Raw genomic sequence first — 18,451 nt, forward strand, 5'->3', positions numbered from 1 at the left:
CGTCATGGGAAGTCAGGATATCCTGCGGGTGTCTGTCGGCCAACCCATGACCGTCGAACGCGGCGAACTGGAACTGCGCAGCGATCAAGTGATCGATCGCCTCACCGGTGAACGCGGTGTTGTTACCCAAACCATCGGGATCAGCACAAAACGCCGCTACACAGGGGAAATCGTCTACGCGACACCTGTCTCCAAAGCTTCCGAACTGGGCATCGTCGGACGCTACATCAGCGCCGGAGAAATAGGCCAGGATGAAAGCTTCATGATCGGCGCAAACTTCGGAATGCGCTTCTAAACACTTTGCAAACTGTTTTCGGATACATGTCCCGAAAGTCGACCGCAAAACCCTTAACGAACCCCACAGGAGAACAGCGAAAATGAAAAGGAATGTGAAACCACACGTGTTCCTCGCGTCTGCGCTCCTACTGGTTGCTCCGGTTGCCGTTTCTGCCCAGGCCGAGCCTGATGCATCGCCATATGATCAGAGCATCTCTGTCGCTAAGACGCAGATGATGGGCAACTCTGCCGCCGCACTGAAAGCGGCGCGCGAAGCCGAAAAACTGGCCGATGGCGACGATGAGCGCGGCATACTGGACCGACTTACCGCCAAATGGCTGCAAGGCGAGGCTCTGATGCGTTTGAACCGCGCGCCGGAAGCCGAGAAGATTATCGCCGAAGCGCTGAACGAAGTTTCTATCAAAGCGCCTGACCATAAACTTCACGCAGATCTGTTGCGCTCGCAAGCCGGTCTTAAAGCGGCCGCAAGCCAATACGGCGAGGCATTGTCGAGTTTCCAGAAAGCGCATGACCGCTACAAAGCGTTAGGCGAAGCCCGCAGCCAGGCCATTGTCCTGCAAAACATGGGCTCGCTTTATTCAGATGCGCGAGATTACGAACGCGTTCTGAGTTATTACCGCGAAGCGACTTCGGTTTTCACCGAGGATAGCGCCCTATCACTTTCGGCCCATAACAACCGCGGCAATGCTCTTAAAGAGCTGGGTCGCTATGACGAAGCCGAGGATGAATTTCAGCTGGCTCTGAAAGTCGCCGGTACAATGTCTAGCGCGATGCTAGAAGCGCGCATCCTGACCAACATTGCCTCTACCCAATTTCTCAACGGTCAGCTTGCCGCAGCAGAGCAAAGCGTAAGCCAAGGCATGCGTCTGGCAACGCGTGAGGCCCCTGACTGGTTGCCGTTTTTGCACGGCGTCAAATCGCAAATTGCCTATAAAGAAGGGCGGACTTCATTAGCCCAAGTGCACATGGAGCGGGCTTTTGCGAATCAGAATCTCGAAGAGACCTCGCCCTATTTTCGTGACTTCCACGAAACGGCCTACCGCATCTATTCGGAAACCGGCAATTACCGTCTAGCTGCGCAGCATATCGCTGCATTCAATCGGATCGACAGCCAGGCTCGTGATCTGTCTGCACAGGCAAACAACGCTCTGCTTGGTGCGCGTTTTGACGCAGAAAACCGTGAGCTTCGCATTTCCAAACTTTCCGCAGAGAAAGAGCTTAACGAAGCGCAGCTTTCGACAGCGCAAAATCAGAATTTCCTTCTTTCGACGCTGGTCGCATTGGTCATCATCGCCTTTCTGATTGCCCTGGCTGTTCTCAGAACAGTGAACCGCAACCGGGCGGCGATTAAAACCGCCAACGAAAAGCTTACCTACGTCACACAGCATGATAGCCTTACCGGACTGTTTGCGCGTGATTATTTCCGTAGCCTGCTCGACGAGGAAGCCGATGGCTGCCTGGAAGATGGCAAGCAAGGTGTGCTGATGTTGATCGACCTTGATCGGTTCAAGCAGGTCAATGATGTTTACGGCCATGCTGTCGGCGATTCCCTGCTTACTCAGGTCGCAGCTCGCTTCCGCGAGGCTGCTGGTGATCGTGCCGTGATTGGCCGTTTGGGCGGTGATGAATTCGGTTTGTTTCTGCCCCACCCCAGCACCCTGGATGAGGCCGCTGAAATTGCTGATGCGATCATTGCGCGAGTAAGCCAACCCTATGTAATTGATGATAAAGACGTCTCTGTCGGCGCATCCATCGGGATGGCTGAAATCGGTCGCGACGGGTCATCGACCAGCGTTCTGATGACGAATGCCGACCTTGCGCTTTACGAAGCGAAAGGGCGCGGGCGCGGCACACACGTAAGCTATCGCCAGGCCATGCGCGGCCAGCTTGAAGAGCGAGCTTTGCTCGAACTGGACCTGAAACACGCGCTTGAGCGCGATGAAATCTCTGTATCGTATCAGCCTATCGTCGACACAGATGGTAAAACTGTTCTGTGTCACGAAGCGCTTATGCGTTGGAACCACGCAGAACGCGGTGCAGTCGAGCCCAGCACTTTTATCCCGATTGCCGAAGATGCGCTTCTGATCGAACCACTGGGTGAATGGCTGTTACGTACAGCTTGCCATGAAGCGGTAACGTGGCCTGAAAACGTCAAACTGACTGTCAACGTGTCCCCATTGCAGCTTAAAAACCGCGCGTTTTTGGGGACTGTAGTCGAAGCGCTCGCATCGAGCGGTCTTGCGCCAGATCGCCTGCTTTTGGAGATCACCGAAAGCACAGTTTTGGAGATGGACGATGATCTGCAAAGCCTGATCAAGAGCCTGACCGAGCTCGGTGTATCTTTCGCACTGGATGACTTCGGCTGTGGTTATTCATCGCTGAACTACATAGAAAAAATGCAATTCTCGATGATCAAGATCGACAGCGATTTCGTTCAGGCCGCAGCGTCTGGTTCGACCAGAAGCCAAGCCATTGTGACTGCGATTGTCTCGCTTGCGAATTCGCTTGATATCGCGGTAACCGCAGAAGGTATCGAAACCGAAGAACAGGCCGCTGCCATGCGCGAATTGGGCTGCACTTGTTTCCAGGGCTTCTACTTCGGATTTCCGATCGCCTCGCAGAGCTCAGACAGCGGGAATGTCACGGAAATCAAAGCGCGCAAAGTCGCGTAAGGCCAACCTGTCCTAAATGTGAAGCGCCTTTCCGTAAGCGCCCAGCACGCTTTCATGCATCGATTCTGAAATGGTTGGATGCGGGAACACAGTCTGCATCAACTCTGCCTCGGTCGTTTCCAGAGTCTTGCCAATCGTATACCCTTGAATCATCTCTGTGACTTCGGCGCCAACCATATGCGCGCCCAGCAATTCTCCTGTCTTTGCATCAAACACAGTCTTGGTGAACCCTTCGGATTCTCCAAGAGCGATTGCCTTGCCGTTTCCGATGAAAGGGAAAGTCCCGACCTTTACAGAGTGCCCGGCCTCTTTGGCCTTTGCTTCGGTCATGCCGACGCTGGCGATCTGCGGGTGGCAATATGTGCATCCCGGGATTGCATCGCGGTTGAGCGGGTGCGGATGAACATCTTTATTGCCCAATTCCTGCGCAATCGCCTCCGCTGCAGTGACGCCTTCATGACTTGCTTTATGTGCGAGCCACGGCCCGGGTGTGCAGTCACCAATGGCCCACAGGCCTTTTGATTTCGTGCGGCCATACGGATCGATCTGAATGAACCCGCGGTCCATATCGGCGAGCTTTTCCAAGCCCACATTTTCGGTATTCGGCATAATCCCGATGGCAGTGATGCAGTGTGTAAATTCACTCGTTTGGATTTTGCCATCTTTGGCCTTGATCGTCGCGGTGACACCTTTGGCGCTAACTTTGATATCCTCGACACCAGCCCCGGTCATGATGGTCATGCCCTGTTTCGTGAGGCTTTTTTCAAGAAACGATGACACATCGTGATCTTCGACCGGAACAATCCGGTCCAGCATTTCGACAACAGTCACATCCGCGCCCATATCGTTATAGAAGCTCGCGAATTCGATGCCGATTGCACCTGACCCGATCACCAATAATTTTTTGGGCATTTCCGGCGGAGTCATGGCCGTCCGATAGGTCCAGACTTTATCACCGTCCGCCTTTGCAAATGGCAAATCACGCGCACGGGCGCCCGTCGCAACGATAATATGCTTCGCGGCGAGCTTTTCTTCGCCGTTTTCGCCTTTTACCGTCATGGTTGTGGCACCGGTCAGCACCCCCTCACCCATATGGACGGTGATCTTGTTCTTCTTCATGAGGTGCGCGATGCCTGAACTGAGCTGTTTTGCAACGCCCCGGCTTCGCTTTACGACCGCGTCCAGATCCGCCTCGATTTTTCCAGCAATCTTGAGCCCATAATCCGAGGCATGCTGCGCATAATGCAGAATTTCGGCCGAACGCAGCAGCGCCTTTGTCGGGATACATCCCCAATTCAAACAGATCCCGCCAAGGTTTTCGCGTTCAACAATCGCTGTTTTCAGGCCAAGCTGCGCGCAGCGTATGGCGGCAACATATCCGCCAGGACCGGAACCAAGGACGATGACATCGTAATTACCTGACATTGATCAATTATCCCTACAATATTCAAACTTTGCTGAGGTTATCGCCGCACGTATCAGACAACGAAAAGCCTCATTCGAACCTAAAAACAAAAACCGTACCCAAACCGAAATCCAGCGTGCCTTCAGCCATTAATTGCCCCGCGCTGCGGCCTGATGATCCAGAACCAACCAAGCACTGCAAACGTCATCGCAGCGATCAAACTGGGCACTCCAAAGGCAAAGGCCGCCGCTGTGTCAGCGACCAGATATGCAGCCAGAGTAATCATAACGGCCGAAAGCGCCGCAATCAGGAACAGCGCAGACGGTGTCCTCGCCAACTGACGCACTGCCAGAAAATATGTCAGCAAAGCCACGGGAAAGCCGATCGCGAGGCTGCCGAGAAGCGAGACCTGTAACGCACCCAGTTGAAAACCGCTCAGGGCGTTTTCAGAAGAGCTCCGACCAGCTTCGATCATCAAATAAATGGCAACCGGAACCCACGCAGCGATCCCGGCCAGAATGGCTATGACTGCAAATTTGGCAAAAATGATGAACGGATCCAACACAATCGCGCCCTTATCCTGCCATGAGTTCAACGAAATTTTCATTCACCCAGCCAGAATTGCAGACGCCTTCATAATTGCGGACGTTTTGCACTGGTGAACTCGTCCCGCAATTGATCTCTTCATCGCTTTCAGGCGCGTAAACGATCCCGATCCAGTTGCCGACTTGCTGGCACATGGACACATTGCGACCTGGCCCCAATTGATCGATTTCGCGCGCATTTCCAGCTGGTGCATCGCGCACAGATAGCAGGTTTTCGCCTTTGGAATTGAGATTGGTAATCCGGCCACTCCCGGCGCAGGCATCAAACCGTGGGCCGTCAAAACCGATCCTTACGGGGCGCATCGGCGTCCCTGTCTGGGTGCTTCGGGCGGTGGGTGAAACGCCATCCCGATCATAATCGTCTGGCGTACATCCCCCGGCGATCAAAGCCGCCGCACTTATTGAAATAAAAATCAGGCGCTCCGTTTGCGTCAAACGACCAGGCCCATCGGGTTCTCAATCAGGCTGCGGAATTGATCGAGCAATTTGGCACCGTCCACCCCATCAATAGCGCGGTGATCAAAGCTGCCCGTTACGCTCATAACAGTCGCGACTTGTAAGGCGCCATCAACCACATAAGGTCGCTGTTCTCCGGCACCGACGGCAAGGATCATCCCTTGCGGTGGATTGATCACGGCATCGAATTGCTTTGTTCCAAACATGCCGAGATTGGACACCGAAGCCGTGCCGCCTTGATATTCGTGCGGCTGCAATTTCCCGTCACGCGCTTTGCCTGCCAGTTCTTTCATTTCTTTCGAAATCTCCGCGAGACCTTTGCGTCCGGCATCGCGAATTATCGGCGTGATCAAGCCGGTGGGCGCAGCAACCGCGACCGAGATATCTTCGCGCGTATATTGATGCATCACATCGCCCTGAAAGCTGACATTGCATTGCGGTTCGCGTTGCAGCGAACGGGCCAACGCCTTGATGATCAGATCATTGACCGAAAGTTTTACATTGTCCGCTTCCAATGAAGCATTCAGCTGTTTGCGCAGAGCCAATAACGGATCGAGCCGAACATCGACCGTCAAGTAGATGTGCGGTATCTCCTGCTTCGCTTCGGTCAGCCGGCGCGCAATGACTTTGCGTACATTATTGAGCTTCTGTTCCTCGAACGGCGCATCAAAATCGTTGGCAGGTTGCGCCGCTGCCGGGCTCGCAGCGCTCTTCGCAGCAGGTGCCGGGGCCGCGTCTGAAGCATCAGCGTTTTCGACATCGGCTTTGACAATCCGGCCATTCGGGCCGCTGCCGGTCAAACTGGATAGGTCGACGCCATTTTGTTCAGCGATGCGCTTTGCCAGAGGTGATGCGATTACACGGTCCCCAGATTTGCCTGAGCTGGCCGCCGGTGCTGATGATGCGGCAGGTGCTGGGGCATCACTGGAAGCGGGAGCAGGTGCTGGTGCAGGTGCGGTATTTTCACTTGGCGCACTGATTGCGTTTGCATCTTCGCCTTCTTCGGCAAGCATCGCGATGACAGAACCAACCGCGACATTTTCAGCGCCCTCTTCGACAACAATTGCTGCCATCACGCCTTCATCCACCGCTTCGAATTCCATCGTCGCTTTATCGGTTTCGATCTCGGCCATGATGTCGCCTGACTGAATCGTATCACCAACTTTGACGAGCCATCTGGCGAGGGTTCCCTCTTCCATTGTCGGGGACAAAGCAGGCATCTTAATTTCAATGGCCATGGAGTAATCGATTCCTCTTTGGTCGGTTGCACACCATCTCTGGCGAATCCACAGCCTTCGGACAAGGCCTTGCATACGAAACCATTTGATCGGATAGCCCAATCAGGAGGCTTTTATGCGCACATTTCTTGTCGTTACCGACGAAAGCGAAGAGGCCCGCGCCGCGTTGCGCTTTGCCGCCCGCCGTGCGGTAGCCGTTGACGGGGCTGTTCATATCCTCGCTTTGGTACAACAACAAAACTTCAGCGCGTTTGGCGGCGTTCAGGCAACAATTGAACAGGAAGCGCGCGACCGCGCCGAAATGCTTGCTCACGGGGTCGCTGGAAACCTGTTGGCTGAAAGCGGGATTATGCCGACGATTTCGGTCAAAATCGGCAGTGGTCAAAAGATCGTCAGCGAATTCCTGAAATCGCATGACGAGGTTGCAGCCTTGATCCTCGGCGCCGCGAAAGGCAGCGCTCCGGGTCCGCTGGTCGCGCATTTCTCCGCACATGCCGGCGAACTGCCCTGTCCGTTGTATATCATTCCGTCCAATTATGACGAAAAAACCGCTGATCATGGCGTTTGATTGCAGGCTTACTTTCGTTTGCCTTGATGGCGAATGTTGCCCGGACGACCTCTTTTCCCGGTTTTGAACTTACCTTTTTTCGGGCCACCCGCGCCGCGCCTGTTATAATCATTCCGATCGCCACGCTGCGCGAGCGAATTTCCGTCTTCATCGACCGGCTCAAACTTTAACGCGCCTGTCAAAGCATTCGATTCGGCCAATTTCAACTTAACCCGATCACCCGCAGAGTAAGACGTGCCGGTGTCCACTCCGATAAGCGACTGGGCCGCCTCATCATGCCGGAAATATTCACCGCCAAGCGTCGAAACAGGCACAAGCCCATCCCCGCCAAGCCCGACGATAGTCGCGAAGAAACCAAACCCTTGAACGCCGGTGATCCGTGTCTCGAACACCTCTCCGACACGGCCCGATAGCCACGCCGCCACATAACGGTCGATTGTGTCGCGCTCTGCCTCCATTGCGCGCCTTTCAGTTTGGCTGATCTGATCGGCGATTTCTTGAAGACTGGCCGCGTCTTTCTCCGACAATCCACTTGTCTCAGGCAATGAGCCACCCGGTTTGGGCTGCTCCAGCTTGTACGCATCCACCAATGCACGGTGGACAAGCAAATCGGCATAACGCCGGATCGGCGACGTGAAATGCGCGTATGACGCGAGCGCCAGACCGAAATGGCCTGCATTGGCCGGGCCATAATAAGCCTGCATCTGACTGCGGAGAACCGCCTCCATCACTTGTGCTTTTTCGGAATCTTCGGTCAGCTCCTTTAGCATCGCGTTGAAAAGACTTGGCTTAATGACTTGGCCCAGTGCGAGAGTCTTTCCAAGTGTCGCCATATATTCTCGCAGCGCGATCAATTTTTCGCGGCTCGGCGTATCGTGGACACGGTAAACAACAGGAGCGCTCTTGGCCTCCAATGCCTTGGCTGCGGCAACGTTTGCAGCGATCATGAAGTCTTCGACTACGCGGTGCGCGTCAAGCCGTTCGCGCACGGCAATTTCTTCGATCACGCCGTCTTCATTGAGCAACACCCGGCGTTCAGGAAGATCTAGGTCGAGCGGCTCACGCGCCGCACGCGCAGCGGCGAGAGCGCGCCATGCGTCCCAAAGATTGGCGAGATATTCCGGAGGGTTTCCACTATCGACAGCGGCCTGGGCATCCTCATACGGAATGTTGTGATGGATCCGCACGAGAGCGCGCGTGAAACGGAAACTCGTAACCTTACCCTCGCCGTTGATATGCAGATGGCACGCCATCGCCGCGCGATCTTCATCCTCGCGCAGTGAACACACATCAGCTGACAGGATTTCGGGCAGCATCGGCACGACACGGTCGGGAAAGTAAACCGAGTTACCGCGCTTTCGCGCTTCTTTATCAAGCAAGCTGCCGGGTCTAACATAGAAAGACACGTCAGCGATCGCGACAAGCGCGTTGAACCCGCCCTGCCCGTCAGGCTCGGCCCAGATTGCGTCATCGTGATCCCGCGCATCCGCAGGGTCAATCGCAACGATCGGCAAATGGCGAAGGTCTTCGCGCTTTTCCTTTGAGAGTTTTAACTCGGCAGCCTGTGCCGCTTCGCTGTGCACTCCATCGGGGAATACATTGGGAATTCCGTGTTTCGCGATAGCGATTAGGCTGAAACTTTTCGGTGCAAGCGGATCGCCAATGACTTCGACAACTTTGACGCCGGCACGATCGCTGTTCCCCGTGCGCTCGGCAATGACCAGCTGGCCTTCTTCGGCTTCGCCCACATCGCTGATCGGGGCGGATTGCCGCACGCGCTTGTCAACCGGCGCCAGCCATGCTTTTCCGGCGCGGTCCAGCTCGACAACGCCCATCATTCCTTCGGTGCGCGCGGGCAATTTCTTGATCGGAAATGCAACCCAACCGCTGTCCTGTTCTTCGGTTCGGGCCAGAACACGATCGCCGCGTTTCAGGGCTGGCGCGCGTTTACCGCCGCGCCCTTTCAATTCCTTAATCGTGATACGCGGTGGTTTGCCAGGGGCTTCAGGTGACCAGTTATCGGGTTCGCCAATTGGTTCGCCATCTTCAATCGCCACCACTCGCAATACGGTAACCTTGGGGACCCCGCCCATGCGGTGATACGCAGTTTTCTTTCCGTCGATCAGTCCCTCTTCTGCCATATCTTTCAGCAGTTTTTTAAGCCTGATCTTCTCCTGCCCTTTCAAGCCAAAGGCCTTAGCGATTTCGCGCTTACCCGCAGGTTTGTCAGAGGACTGGATAAATTCGATTACCTGCTCTCGGGAAGGCATCCCGGCAGGACGGTTCATTTGTCGTTTGGCCATATCCATGGCCTATGGACGACTGCTTACTCGCTGTCACCTTCCGGCTGCGCCACCGGCTCGAATGCTCCGCCCGGAACCGCGCTCGAAATCGGGGAGCAATACCCCTGCGATGAACAGGCCGAGACACCGAGCAACCAGTCATCTCCGCGCAAAGGCACCGAATATCTCACGATTTCGGCCGGCTGCTGGCCGTTCTCCAGCGTAATCATCGGCTCCCACTGCTCGCCCTTGGTGCCGAGTGGCCGTTCATCGCGCCAATACGCTTCGTCTGTGCGCCTCGCAAAGATTCGATACGCGTCGGCACCGCTCACAGGCGCAAAGCTCAATTCGGTATCCACACGCACCGCTGCATCCGCACTTACCTTGGGCGGCATCGGAGACATCGCCAATTTGTGCAGAGCGCGGACATTCAATTGTGAAGCACGTGTTAGGTAATCAAAATCCAGCTCGTCCACAGTATCGCCGTATGTCACGCCATCTTCAACGCGCAGGTCCTGATGCTGATGCTCATAATCTTCGACCGATACGGTGATGCGAATTGCCGGATACCCCTTATCTAGAAACGGAATCTGGTCCCCGCCCCGGCCCATGCGGTCGGTACGCCAGATTTGACGGACCTGCATACCATCGGGATTATCCGCCGCCAGATCATCAAGCCAGCGCGACAGATTGCGTCCCGGACTATCATTTTCGCCTCCAAACCGGCGCTGTCTTGCGCGCAGCCTTGCGGTAGAATCTGCCCGCAATCCTTCTGAGAAAACCCGGACGTGCTTTGCATCGCAGAAACCGTCCGACCCGCATGAATTGCCGATCATATCGTTGTTGAGCACGGCTTTCACCGTCATGCCCTGAGCCTCGACCCAATCTGCCAGAATGCCAGCCCCGTAGAGGCCTTGTTCTTCGCCGGTAAGCAGCGCGTAAATGATCGTTGATGGATATTTCTGCTGCGAAAGAATCCGCGATGCTTCAAGGATCATGACACTGCCCGAACCATCATCGTTGGCGCCGGGGGCATCGTCTGTTCCGTTAAGAGGATCGGTTACGCGGCTATCGTAATGCCCCTGTACGATTATGACTTCGTCAGGGCGCTCTGTTCCGCGTTGAATTGCAACGGCGTTGCGGATTAGGGTTGGCGTAGGGATCCGGCGACCATCGGCCTCGATAAGCCGTTCGACAGACTGAACCTCGAAACAATCACCGCATGTCGCGCCAATGCGGCGGAATTCATCCAGCGCCCAGTTGATTGCCGCGCCAATTCCGCGGTTTGGATCAGTTTGCGTCGAAAGCGTATGGCGCGTTCCGAACGAAACGATTGTGTCCATATCCGCGCGAAGGCGCTCTTCAGAGACCTGCGCGGCAAGCGCATCGTCGGTTGATGCCTCCGCATGGTCATCCGCGGCAAGCGGGCTGGACAGAAGGGCGGCTGTGAAAGCGAGACGTTTGATCATGACGAACCTTCTTGCTGGTTGGAACTTGAATAACAAGTCCGGTCGCCCATCGGTTCCCCCTCACGCGCCCGGCGTCAATATGCCCGCGCAATCAAGATGCGCTCAACCGCAGCCTCGCCCGTGAAGATACACGTACCATCAGCAGGCAAACTATCACGTGGGACATTGCGAATGGTGAGCTTTTCACCTTTCAGCTTTTCGACCGCTTTTTCCAAGGCATCACCGGTCGGTTTGGACCATTGAACCTCAAGCCATCCCGGATATTTGCCGTTTGACCGGTAAAAATCCGATACCTCATCCCAATCGGTCACGCCCCGGACAATGTTTGCATCGCGGCGTTCCTTGGCCTCAACGAAAAGACTGTCTTGAATGTCTTCTAGAAGGCCGCTGATTTTGTCATAGAACTCTTGGCGTTCAGGGAATGTATTGGCGAGTTTGCCTGTTTCCGGGTTCCACAGTTTGTCGCGGCGGATGGCCGCGACTTTGCCGTTTTCCATATCGCGCGGCCCGACCTCTACGATCACTGGCGCGCCTTTCCGGACCCAATCCCAACGTTTCGCAGAAGCTTTGCCCGGCGATTTGTCGAGCAACACACGCACCTTTTCACCGAATGCGAACTGGCTTGCAATCGCGGCGCGAACCTCTTCACAATAATTAAGGGTTTCCGCGTCCTCAGGCTTATCCCGCAGCATCGGCAGAATAATGACTTGAAACGGTGCGATGCGCGGAGGCACGCGTAATCCGTCATCATCGCCGTGAGTCATTATGACACCGCCGATCATGCGGGTTGAGGTGCCCCAACTTGTCGTGTGGCAATATTGCTGCGTGCCTTCATGATCCTGATACTGGATCCCTGCGGCTTTGGCGAAATTGATACCAAGATAGTGTGAGGTTCCCGCCTGCAAGGCTTTGCCATCCTGCATCATAGCTTCGATGGACCATGTCTCGTCAGCGCCGGGAAAACGTTCGTTTTCGGGCTTCTCGCCTGCAACTACCGGCATCGCCATGTCTTCTTCAGCGCAAGCGCGATACATTTCCAATGCGCGGTGCGTCTCCTGAAGCGCCTCTTTCTTGTCGGCGTGCGCAGTATGGCCTTCCTGCCAGAGAAATTCGCTTGTTCGCAGAAACATTCTGGTGCGCATTTCCCAGCGTACGACATTGGCCCATTGGTTGGTCAACAGCGGAAGGTCACGCCATGACTGGATCCAGCGCGCCATCGCATCACCAATGATCGTTTCCGAAGTAGGCCGCACGACCAGCGGTTCTTCCAATCGCGCCTCGGGATCGGGGATCAACCCGCCCTTACCATCAGCGATCAAACGATGATGGGTGACAACCGCCATTTCCTTGGCAAAGCCATCGACATGGCTCGCCTCGCGTTCGAAATTGGAAAGCGGGATAAAGAGCGGGAAATAGCAATTTTGCACTCCAGCTTCCTTGATCCGGTCATCCATCAAACGCTGGATGCGTTCCCAGATGCCGTAACCCCATGGCTTGATCACCATACAACCGCGGACACCCGATTCCTCGGCCATGTCGGCGGCGCTGATCACTTCCTGATACCATTTGGCGAAATCGTCTTCGCGCTTCACTGTTAAAGCGTGGCGGATGTTGGACACGTTCGGAAATTTCCTACTTCAAAAAAAACTGTGGCGGATGCTTGGCCTTACTTGCCAAGCTCGTCCAGCTTCTTTTGCATCGCGGCCATCTGTTCCCGCAAAGCAGCGATTTCATCGCCCGACTTTCCCTCTGTGGCCGGAGCCGATGGCTTTTGCGGCGCGTCTTTTTTCGCACCGGGGATCAATGTTTCTGCCGCCGCGCGCATCAATGCCATGTTCGTCTCATGAATAGCAGTGAGCGGGTTTGAAGAGATTCCTTTTTCAAACGCTTCGCGAATTTTTGACTGGTTTTCGCGAAAATTGGTCATGCTCGCTTCGAGGTAAGACGGCATCAAATTCTGCATCGAATTCCCGTACATCCCGATCAATTGGCGCAGGAAACTAACAGGCAGCATTTGCCCACCATTGGATTCTTCATCCATGATAATTTGGGTCAGGATCGAATGCGTAATGTCATCGCCAGACTTGGCATCAAGCACTTGAAACTCAAAATTCTCGCGCACCATTTTGGCCAAATCATCAAGCGTGATGTAATTCGACGAGCTCGTATTATAGAGCCGACGATTGGCGTATTTCTTGATGATGATAATGTCGCCTGCATCCGTATCCGCAGACTTTGCTTTGCGCGCCATTTTGATCCCCGGCTGTTATTGTTCTTATCTTCTTAGCATTTGCACAATGTGCAGCGCAACAACGCCTTAACCGGCGCGCAGTCGATGACCCAGCACAGTCAGCAATTCATATTGAGAAACAGCACTTTGCTGCGCAGCAACCGGCAGATAAAAAGGCACCTTCAACCAGTCGCCTTCGGTCAAATCAGGCGCCAGAGTCAGATCGATCACGATCATGTCCATCGAAACCTTGCCTAGCAATGGCAGCTGCCTGCCCCCGTGCTCCAAAGCAAAATCGCGTCCCCTTGCCCGCAAAAATCCATCTGCATATCCGAGGGACACCGTCCCGACCCGCATTGAATCTGGGGCTTGGAATTCAGCATTGTAGCCCACGCATTCGCCCGCTGAAATCTCGCGCACCTGAATAATCGCTGCTTCGATATGAGCAACCTGATGAATCGTACCGGAAAGCTCTTCGCGAGGAACCCCGCCATAAAGCGCAAGGCCAGGTCGCGTAACATCAAATGCATAATCCGGCCCGAGCGCAATTCCTGCGCTGTTCGCAAGGCTCAGACGTTTATAACGGACTTTGCCGCTTGCCTCGCGAAACGCAGACAGCTGACGCGCATTCATGGAGCTGTCTTCATCGGCGCAAGCAAGATGTGACATGAAGACATCAATATTGAGCGACTGAACCGATGGATCCGAAAGGTCGCCAACGGCCAGCCCCAACCGGTTAATGCCCGTATCCACCATTAGATGGCAAGTTGCGCCGCCAGCATCACTCCATCGCCGCGCCTGATCCAATGAATTGATCACAGGCACAGCGCCAGTTGCCCGCGCAAACTCCACATCTGCGCCTGTCATGGGGCCATGCAGAACGGCCACCTGATCGGCGCGAACGTGTTCAAGTAAGGGCGCAGCCTCAGACCAATGCGCCACAAAAAACATCGCAGCCCCAGCGTCACGCAGGACCGGAACGCAGGTATCCGTTCCCAAACCATAACAATCCGCCTTTACCGCTGCGCCGGCTGTGCCCGACACCGAAAGACGATCCAAAGCGCGCCAATTGTGAGCAAGCGCGTTGGTATCGATGTTCAAGCGATGCGAGGGCGGCGGTAAACCTAAGGAAAAATCAGGTCGCGACATCATCGGAAAAATCCGTCGGCGGGCCATCGGGTAAACCCCACCATGCGATCACAACACCGAATGCAACGACCACCCATGTGTACCAAAGACCGGAATAGACATTGCCGGTGCTGGCCACGATGATCCCCGATATCAGCGGAAGGAACCCGCCCAAATATCCGGCCCCGATATGGTACGGGATCGACATTGAGGAATAGCGAATGCGAGGTGGGAACATCTCTGACAAAAGCGCCGCGACGGAGCCATACGTCAAAGCGGACAAAACACCCAACGCAAGCAACATTGCTATAATGCCGATAATATTCGCGAGCGGCGGCACCTGACGGGTAAAATCAAAGCCTGATTGCGATAGCGCGGCCTGCATTCCATCGCGAAGGTCATTGCCGCTTTCAAGCCATTCTTCGGGGATCACGACATCAGCACCCGCAACGGTCACGCCAAGGGTCTCTCCTGGGATGACCGTGTAGGAGACACCGCTAGATGTCAGCGACCCGAGGATTTTGCCGCAATCGCTTTGTTCGCGGTCAAACAGATCGGCGAACGGATCGGTGACGCATTCAGGCCCGGTAACAACTACGGGATATTTCTCGGCTGCTTCAGCAAGCGCCGGATTGGCCAAGTTGCCCATCGTCCAGAAAATAGGAAACAGCAGAGCGAGCGAAGCCAGCGCGCCAATCACAATCGGCTTTTTCCGCCCGACACGGTCCGACCAACGCCCAACCAGCAGGTAGAAACCCATCGACAGCAAGCCCGCAATCAAAAGGATGATTTCCACCGTCAATTCATCAAGCCGCATATCCCCTTTCAAAAACGACAGCGTGGAGAAGAACGCAGTGTACCAAATAGTTGTGAGAATTCCGGCGACCCCGAACAGAGCAACAAAAATCCGCTTTTTGTTTCCGGGATAGGTGAAGCTTTCAATGAACGGGTTGCCCGATGTCTCCCCCGCTTCTTTCATCGCTTTGAAAACCGGGCTTTCAGACAGCTTGAACCGCATCCAGAGCGAAATTGCGAGCAACAGGATCGATAACAGGAACGGGACACGCCAGCCCCATGCGTTAAAATCGTCCTCGGGAATGATGAACCGGCAGAGCAGGACCACGATGATCGAGAGTACAAATCCGCCAACGACACTGGCCTGAATGAAACTGGTATAAAATCCGCGTTTTTCAGGCGGCGCATGTTCCGCAACGTAAATGGCTGCTCCGCCATATTCACCGCCAAGCGCGAGGCCTTGCAACACCCGAAGGAAAATCACGATTATCGGAGCCACAATTCCGATTTGATCAACCGTCGGGATAAGCCCAACGCCTGCTGTCGCTATACCCATCAATGTGACCGTCACGAGAAAGGTGTATTTTCGGCCTAAACGGTCCCCCAGAAAACCGAACAGGATTGCCCCAATAGGCCGAAACGCAAAACCAACCGCAAAGGTTGACCAGACCAGCAAAAGGCCAAGAGTGTCATTATCGACATCGTAAAAGGCGTCTTTCAGGATATAGGCCAGCGTCCCGTAGATAAAGAAATCGTACCACTCGAAAATGGTGCCCGCACTCGACGCGCCGATTACCAGCTTGATTTCATTCTCGCTCGGCTCGCGATCAGCCAGCGCTTGTGCTTCTGCCATAGTCCCCAAAACCCTCTTATGCCTGTTATTACGGCTTATCGGTGCAGGTACTAGCTGCTCGAAAGAGGACTGGAAAGCGCCTCTACCGCAGCTCTCCACGGCAACAAGATTGCATCATGCCTGCCTGGATACGGCAATGCAGGTGTGAGCTGCTCAATCAAAGGCCAATCCGGACGGTTTCCTTCACCCGAAAGCCACCCTGCGAGTGCGGCATAGGCCGCGGCCAAATCATCAAGCGATCTTCCGGTGATGTGCTGCGCCAATATCGCGGCAGAGCTTTGTCCGACGGCGCAAGCGGCAACCTGCATTCCAACTTTTGATATCCGACCTGCATCGTCACGGCTTAGCCCGATTTTGATCGAACTGCCGCAAGTGCGTGAGCGCGCCTCGCTTATCGATTGGAGGCTATCATCGAACGGATAATCAGCCAGCCCCGTTGAAAGAGCCAGAAGCGCTGGCGAATAGAGTTTTGCCGCAGTCGTTTCGACCAACACGGTTACTCCGCCGCGTTGGCCGCATCAGCCCCGTCTTGCAAACGTGATCTCCGCTCAGCGATCATCTGAACAAGCTGGCGTGAGAATGCATCCGCAGCGGGATATGTGCGGGCCTGCGTGATCCAGTCAGGTCGACCCTTGTAGCCCCATACCGTGTCAAAACCGAGCACGACGATCGAAAATGCGAAGACCACAATCAGCACGCCTTTTACAGAACCGAACCCGAAACCGAGCAAACGATCAATTGGCCCCAGGATCGAATTGCGCGATGCCTCGCCCGCATTGCTCGCGATAACCCGCATCGCGGCATATGGAATCAACAGCAGCAAGACGAACGCCAATAAAGGTGTTGCAGGCTCGGCGTTATACACACCGCGAAGCGCCTCGGTAAGCAGATCGTGCAGATAATAAACGGCAAAGGCCGCCAAAATCCAAGCCGCAAGCGATAGAACCTCTTGCACAAGGCCGCGCATAAAACCGCCAATCGCAGCGAACCCTACGACCAAAAGCACAATCACATCAAACAAAGTCATGGTTTCGATCTATTCGCTGCCCATCACCTGGTCAACGAGATTGGCGAGTTGTCCCAATCCGCGATAGTCGAGCGCCGCCGATCCCGTCTTTGCATCAGAAGGGCCAAAGCCTTTTTTAAAGCCGAGTTTGGCTGCCTCTTTCATGCGCAAATCAGAATGCGATACGGGCCGGATTTCGCCAGCCAAAGAGACCTCTCCGAACCATGCTGCTTTATCGGGCAAAGGCTTATCCGCAAGCGCAGAAACCAAAGCCGCCGCAACCGCAAGGTCGGCGGCCGGATCGGACAATCGGTAACCCCCAGCGATATTGAGATACACCTCTGCCGAGCTGAAGTTCAGACCGCAGCGCGATTCCAACACCGCAAGCAGCATTGCCATGCGTCCGCTATCCCATCCAACAACGGCGCGGCGCGGCGTCGCCCCAGATTGCAGACGGACGATCAACGCCTGAATCTCAACGAGAACCGGACGTGTCCCTTCCAAAGCCGGAAATACCGAACTGCCGGCCAAAGGTTGATCGCGGCCAGACAGGAATAACATCGAAGGATTCGAAACCTCTTCCAGCCCTTCACTCACCATCGAGAAGACACCAATTTCATCCACCGCGCCAAAGCGATTCTTGAGCGCCCGCAAAATGCGGTACTGATGGCTGCGCTCGCCTTCGAAACTCATCACGACATCGACCATATGCTCAAGCACGCGCGGCCCAGCGATACTGCCATCTTTCGTCACATGTCCGACCAAAAACAAAGCGGTCCCGTGTTCTTTGGCAAACCGGATCAATTCCAGCGCGCATCCGCGCACCTGGCTGACTGTGCCGGGCGCGCCTTCGATCGTGTCGGAATGCATTGTCTGGATGGAATCGATCACCAGCAATGCAGGCGGTTCGCCCTGCCCCAGCGTCGTCAGAATATCGCGAACAGAGGTTTCCGATGCAAGCCGGATCGGCGCATCGGCCACGCCCAATCGTGAGGCACGGAGGCGCACCTGCCCTGCCGCTTCTTCCCCGCTCACATAAACCACATCATTGCCGCCGCGCGCGATAGTTGCGGCGGTTTGCAACAGCAGCGTGGATTTCCCGATGCCGGGATCGCCGCCCATCAGCACGGCCGAGCCTGGCACCAAACCGCCGCCCAGTGCGCGGTCGAACTCTGCCAGCCCCGTTGATTTGCGCACCGGCAATTCAGTGGGCCGGTTCAAAGGCACAAATTCAATGCCGCGCCCGCCCCGTGACAAATCATGCTTTTGAGAAAAAACCGTCGCCGGTGCATCCTCAACCAGAGTGTTCCACTCCGAACAATCTGCACACTGGCCTTGCCACCGTGGCGAAACCGCCCCGCATGACTGACACACATATCGTTTTTTGCTCTTCGCCATTGGGGATCAATAAGCGGAACATTTGCGGAACGCAATTGCAAAGGCGCGC

The 18,451-nt window shown here is 55.2% G+C and carries 16 protein-coding genes; 3 read left to right on the top strand and 13 right to left on the bottom strand.

The genetic code is table 11. The features are described 5' to 3' along the window. Both FGU71_RS14145 and FGU71_RS12585 read left to right on the top strand, forming a co-directional pair. The coding region (locus FGU71_RS14145) for a hypothetical protein (protein ID WP_185960165.1) at positions 1-295 on the top strand (295 nt) is incomplete at its 5' end. An 82-nt stretch (positions 296-377) separates the two neighbouring features. Further along, a complete protein-coding gene (locus tag FGU71_RS12585) occupies positions 378-2,969 on the top strand; it encodes an EAL domain-containing protein (RefSeq protein WP_142789137.1) in 2,592 nt (863 codons plus the stop codon). Positions 2,970-2,981: 12 nt separating this feature from the next. Here the strand turns inward: FGU71_RS12585 and lpdA are convergent, their stop codons facing one another. The 4 genes from lpdA to FGU71_RS12605 form a co-directional block, all read right to left on the bottom strand. Then, complete coding sequence (gene lpdA, locus FGU71_RS12590; protein WP_142789138.1) at positions 2,982-4,394, bottom strand: dihydrolipoyl dehydrogenase; 1,413 nt, start codon at positions 4,392-4,394, stop codon at positions 2,982-2,984. Between the two features lie 122 nt (positions 4,395-4,516). Continuing rightward, a complete protein-coding gene (locus FGU71_RS12595) occupies positions 4,517-4,981 on the bottom strand; it encodes a hypothetical protein (RefSeq protein WP_142789139.1) in 465 nt (154 codons plus the stop codon). After that, positions 4,950-5,366: an integron gene (locus tag FGU71_RS12600; RefSeq protein ID WP_142789140.1), complete on the bottom strand. Its 417-nt coding sequence runs from the start codon at positions 5,364-5,366 to the stop codon at positions 4,950-4,952. The genes FGU71_RS12595 and FGU71_RS12600 overlap by 32 nt, the downstream gene beginning before the upstream one ends. A 44-nt stretch (positions 5,367-5,410) precedes the next feature. Next, complete coding sequence (locus FGU71_RS12605; RefSeq protein WP_142789141.1) at positions 5,411-6,673, bottom strand: pyruvate dehydrogenase complex dihydrolipoamide acetyltransferase; 1,263 nt, start codon at positions 6,671-6,673, stop codon at positions 5,411-5,413. A gap of 115 nt (positions 6,674-6,788) precedes the next feature. Here FGU71_RS12605 and FGU71_RS12610 point away from each other — a divergent pair, with 115 nt between their 5' ends. After that, positions 6,789-7,241 (top strand): universal stress protein, encoded by a 453-nt coding sequence (locus FGU71_RS12610; protein WP_142789142.1) that lies wholly within the window; start codon positions 6,789-6,791, stop codon positions 7,239-7,241. 8 nt (positions 7,242-7,249) lie between these two features. Here FGU71_RS12610 and rnr read toward each other — a convergent pair whose 3' ends face one another. From rnr to radA, 9 genes are all read right to left on the bottom strand, one after another. Next, positions 7,250-9,544, bottom strand: a complete 2,295-nt coding sequence (gene rnr, locus FGU71_RS12615; protein ID WP_234035780.1) for a ribonuclease R — start codon at positions 9,542-9,544, stop codon at positions 7,250-7,252. Between the two features lie 23 nt (positions 9,545-9,567). Further along, positions 9,568-10,992, bottom strand: a complete 1,425-nt coding sequence (locus FGU71_RS12620) for a M28 family peptidase (protein WP_185960314.1) — start codon at positions 10,990-10,992, stop codon at positions 9,568-9,570. 74 nt (positions 10,993-11,066) lie between these two features. Then, positions 11,067-12,611, bottom strand: a complete 1,545-nt coding sequence (proS, locus tag FGU71_RS12625; protein WP_142789144.1) for a proline--tRNA ligase — start codon at positions 12,609-12,611, stop codon at positions 11,067-11,069. 47 nt (positions 12,612-12,658) lie between these two features. After that, positions 12,659-13,243, bottom strand: coding sequence for a polyhydroxyalkanoate synthesis repressor PhaR (gene phaR / locus FGU71_RS12630; RefSeq protein WP_142789145.1), 585 nt, complete (start codon positions 13,241-13,243; stop codon positions 12,659-12,661). 66 nt (positions 13,244-13,309) lie between these two features. Next, positions 13,310-14,266 (bottom strand): alanine racemase, encoded by a 957-nt coding sequence (gene alr, locus FGU71_RS12635; protein WP_325053188.1) that lies wholly within the window; start codon positions 14,264-14,266, stop codon positions 13,310-13,312. Positions 14,267-14,357: 91 nt separating this feature from the next. Next, positions 14,358-15,998, bottom strand: a complete 1,641-nt coding sequence (locus tag FGU71_RS12640) for an MFS transporter (protein WP_142789146.1) — start codon at positions 15,996-15,998, stop codon at positions 14,358-14,360. Between the two features lie 50 nt (positions 15,999-16,048). After that, complete coding sequence (locus FGU71_RS12645; RefSeq protein ID WP_234035781.1) at positions 16,049-16,492, bottom strand: iron-sulfur cluster assembly scaffold protein; 444 nt, start codon at positions 16,490-16,492, stop codon at positions 16,049-16,051. Positions 16,493-16,494: 2 nt separating this feature from the next. Continuing rightward, positions 16,495-17,025 (bottom strand): CvpA family protein, encoded by a 531-nt coding sequence (locus FGU71_RS12650; RefSeq protein WP_142789147.1) that lies wholly within the window; start codon positions 17,023-17,025, stop codon positions 16,495-16,497. Positions 17,026-17,034: 9 nt separating this feature from the next. Next, positions 17,035-18,402 (bottom strand): DNA repair protein RadA, encoded by a 1,368-nt coding sequence (radA, locus tag FGU71_RS12655; protein ID WP_142789148.1) that lies wholly within the window; start codon positions 18,400-18,402, stop codon positions 17,035-17,037. Positions 18,403-18,451 lie beyond the last annotated feature (49 nt).

Source organism: Erythrobacter insulae (assembly GCF_007004095.1).
Lineage (GTDB): Bacteria > Pseudomonadota > Alphaproteobacteria > Sphingomonadales > Sphingomonadaceae > Erythrobacter > Erythrobacter insulae.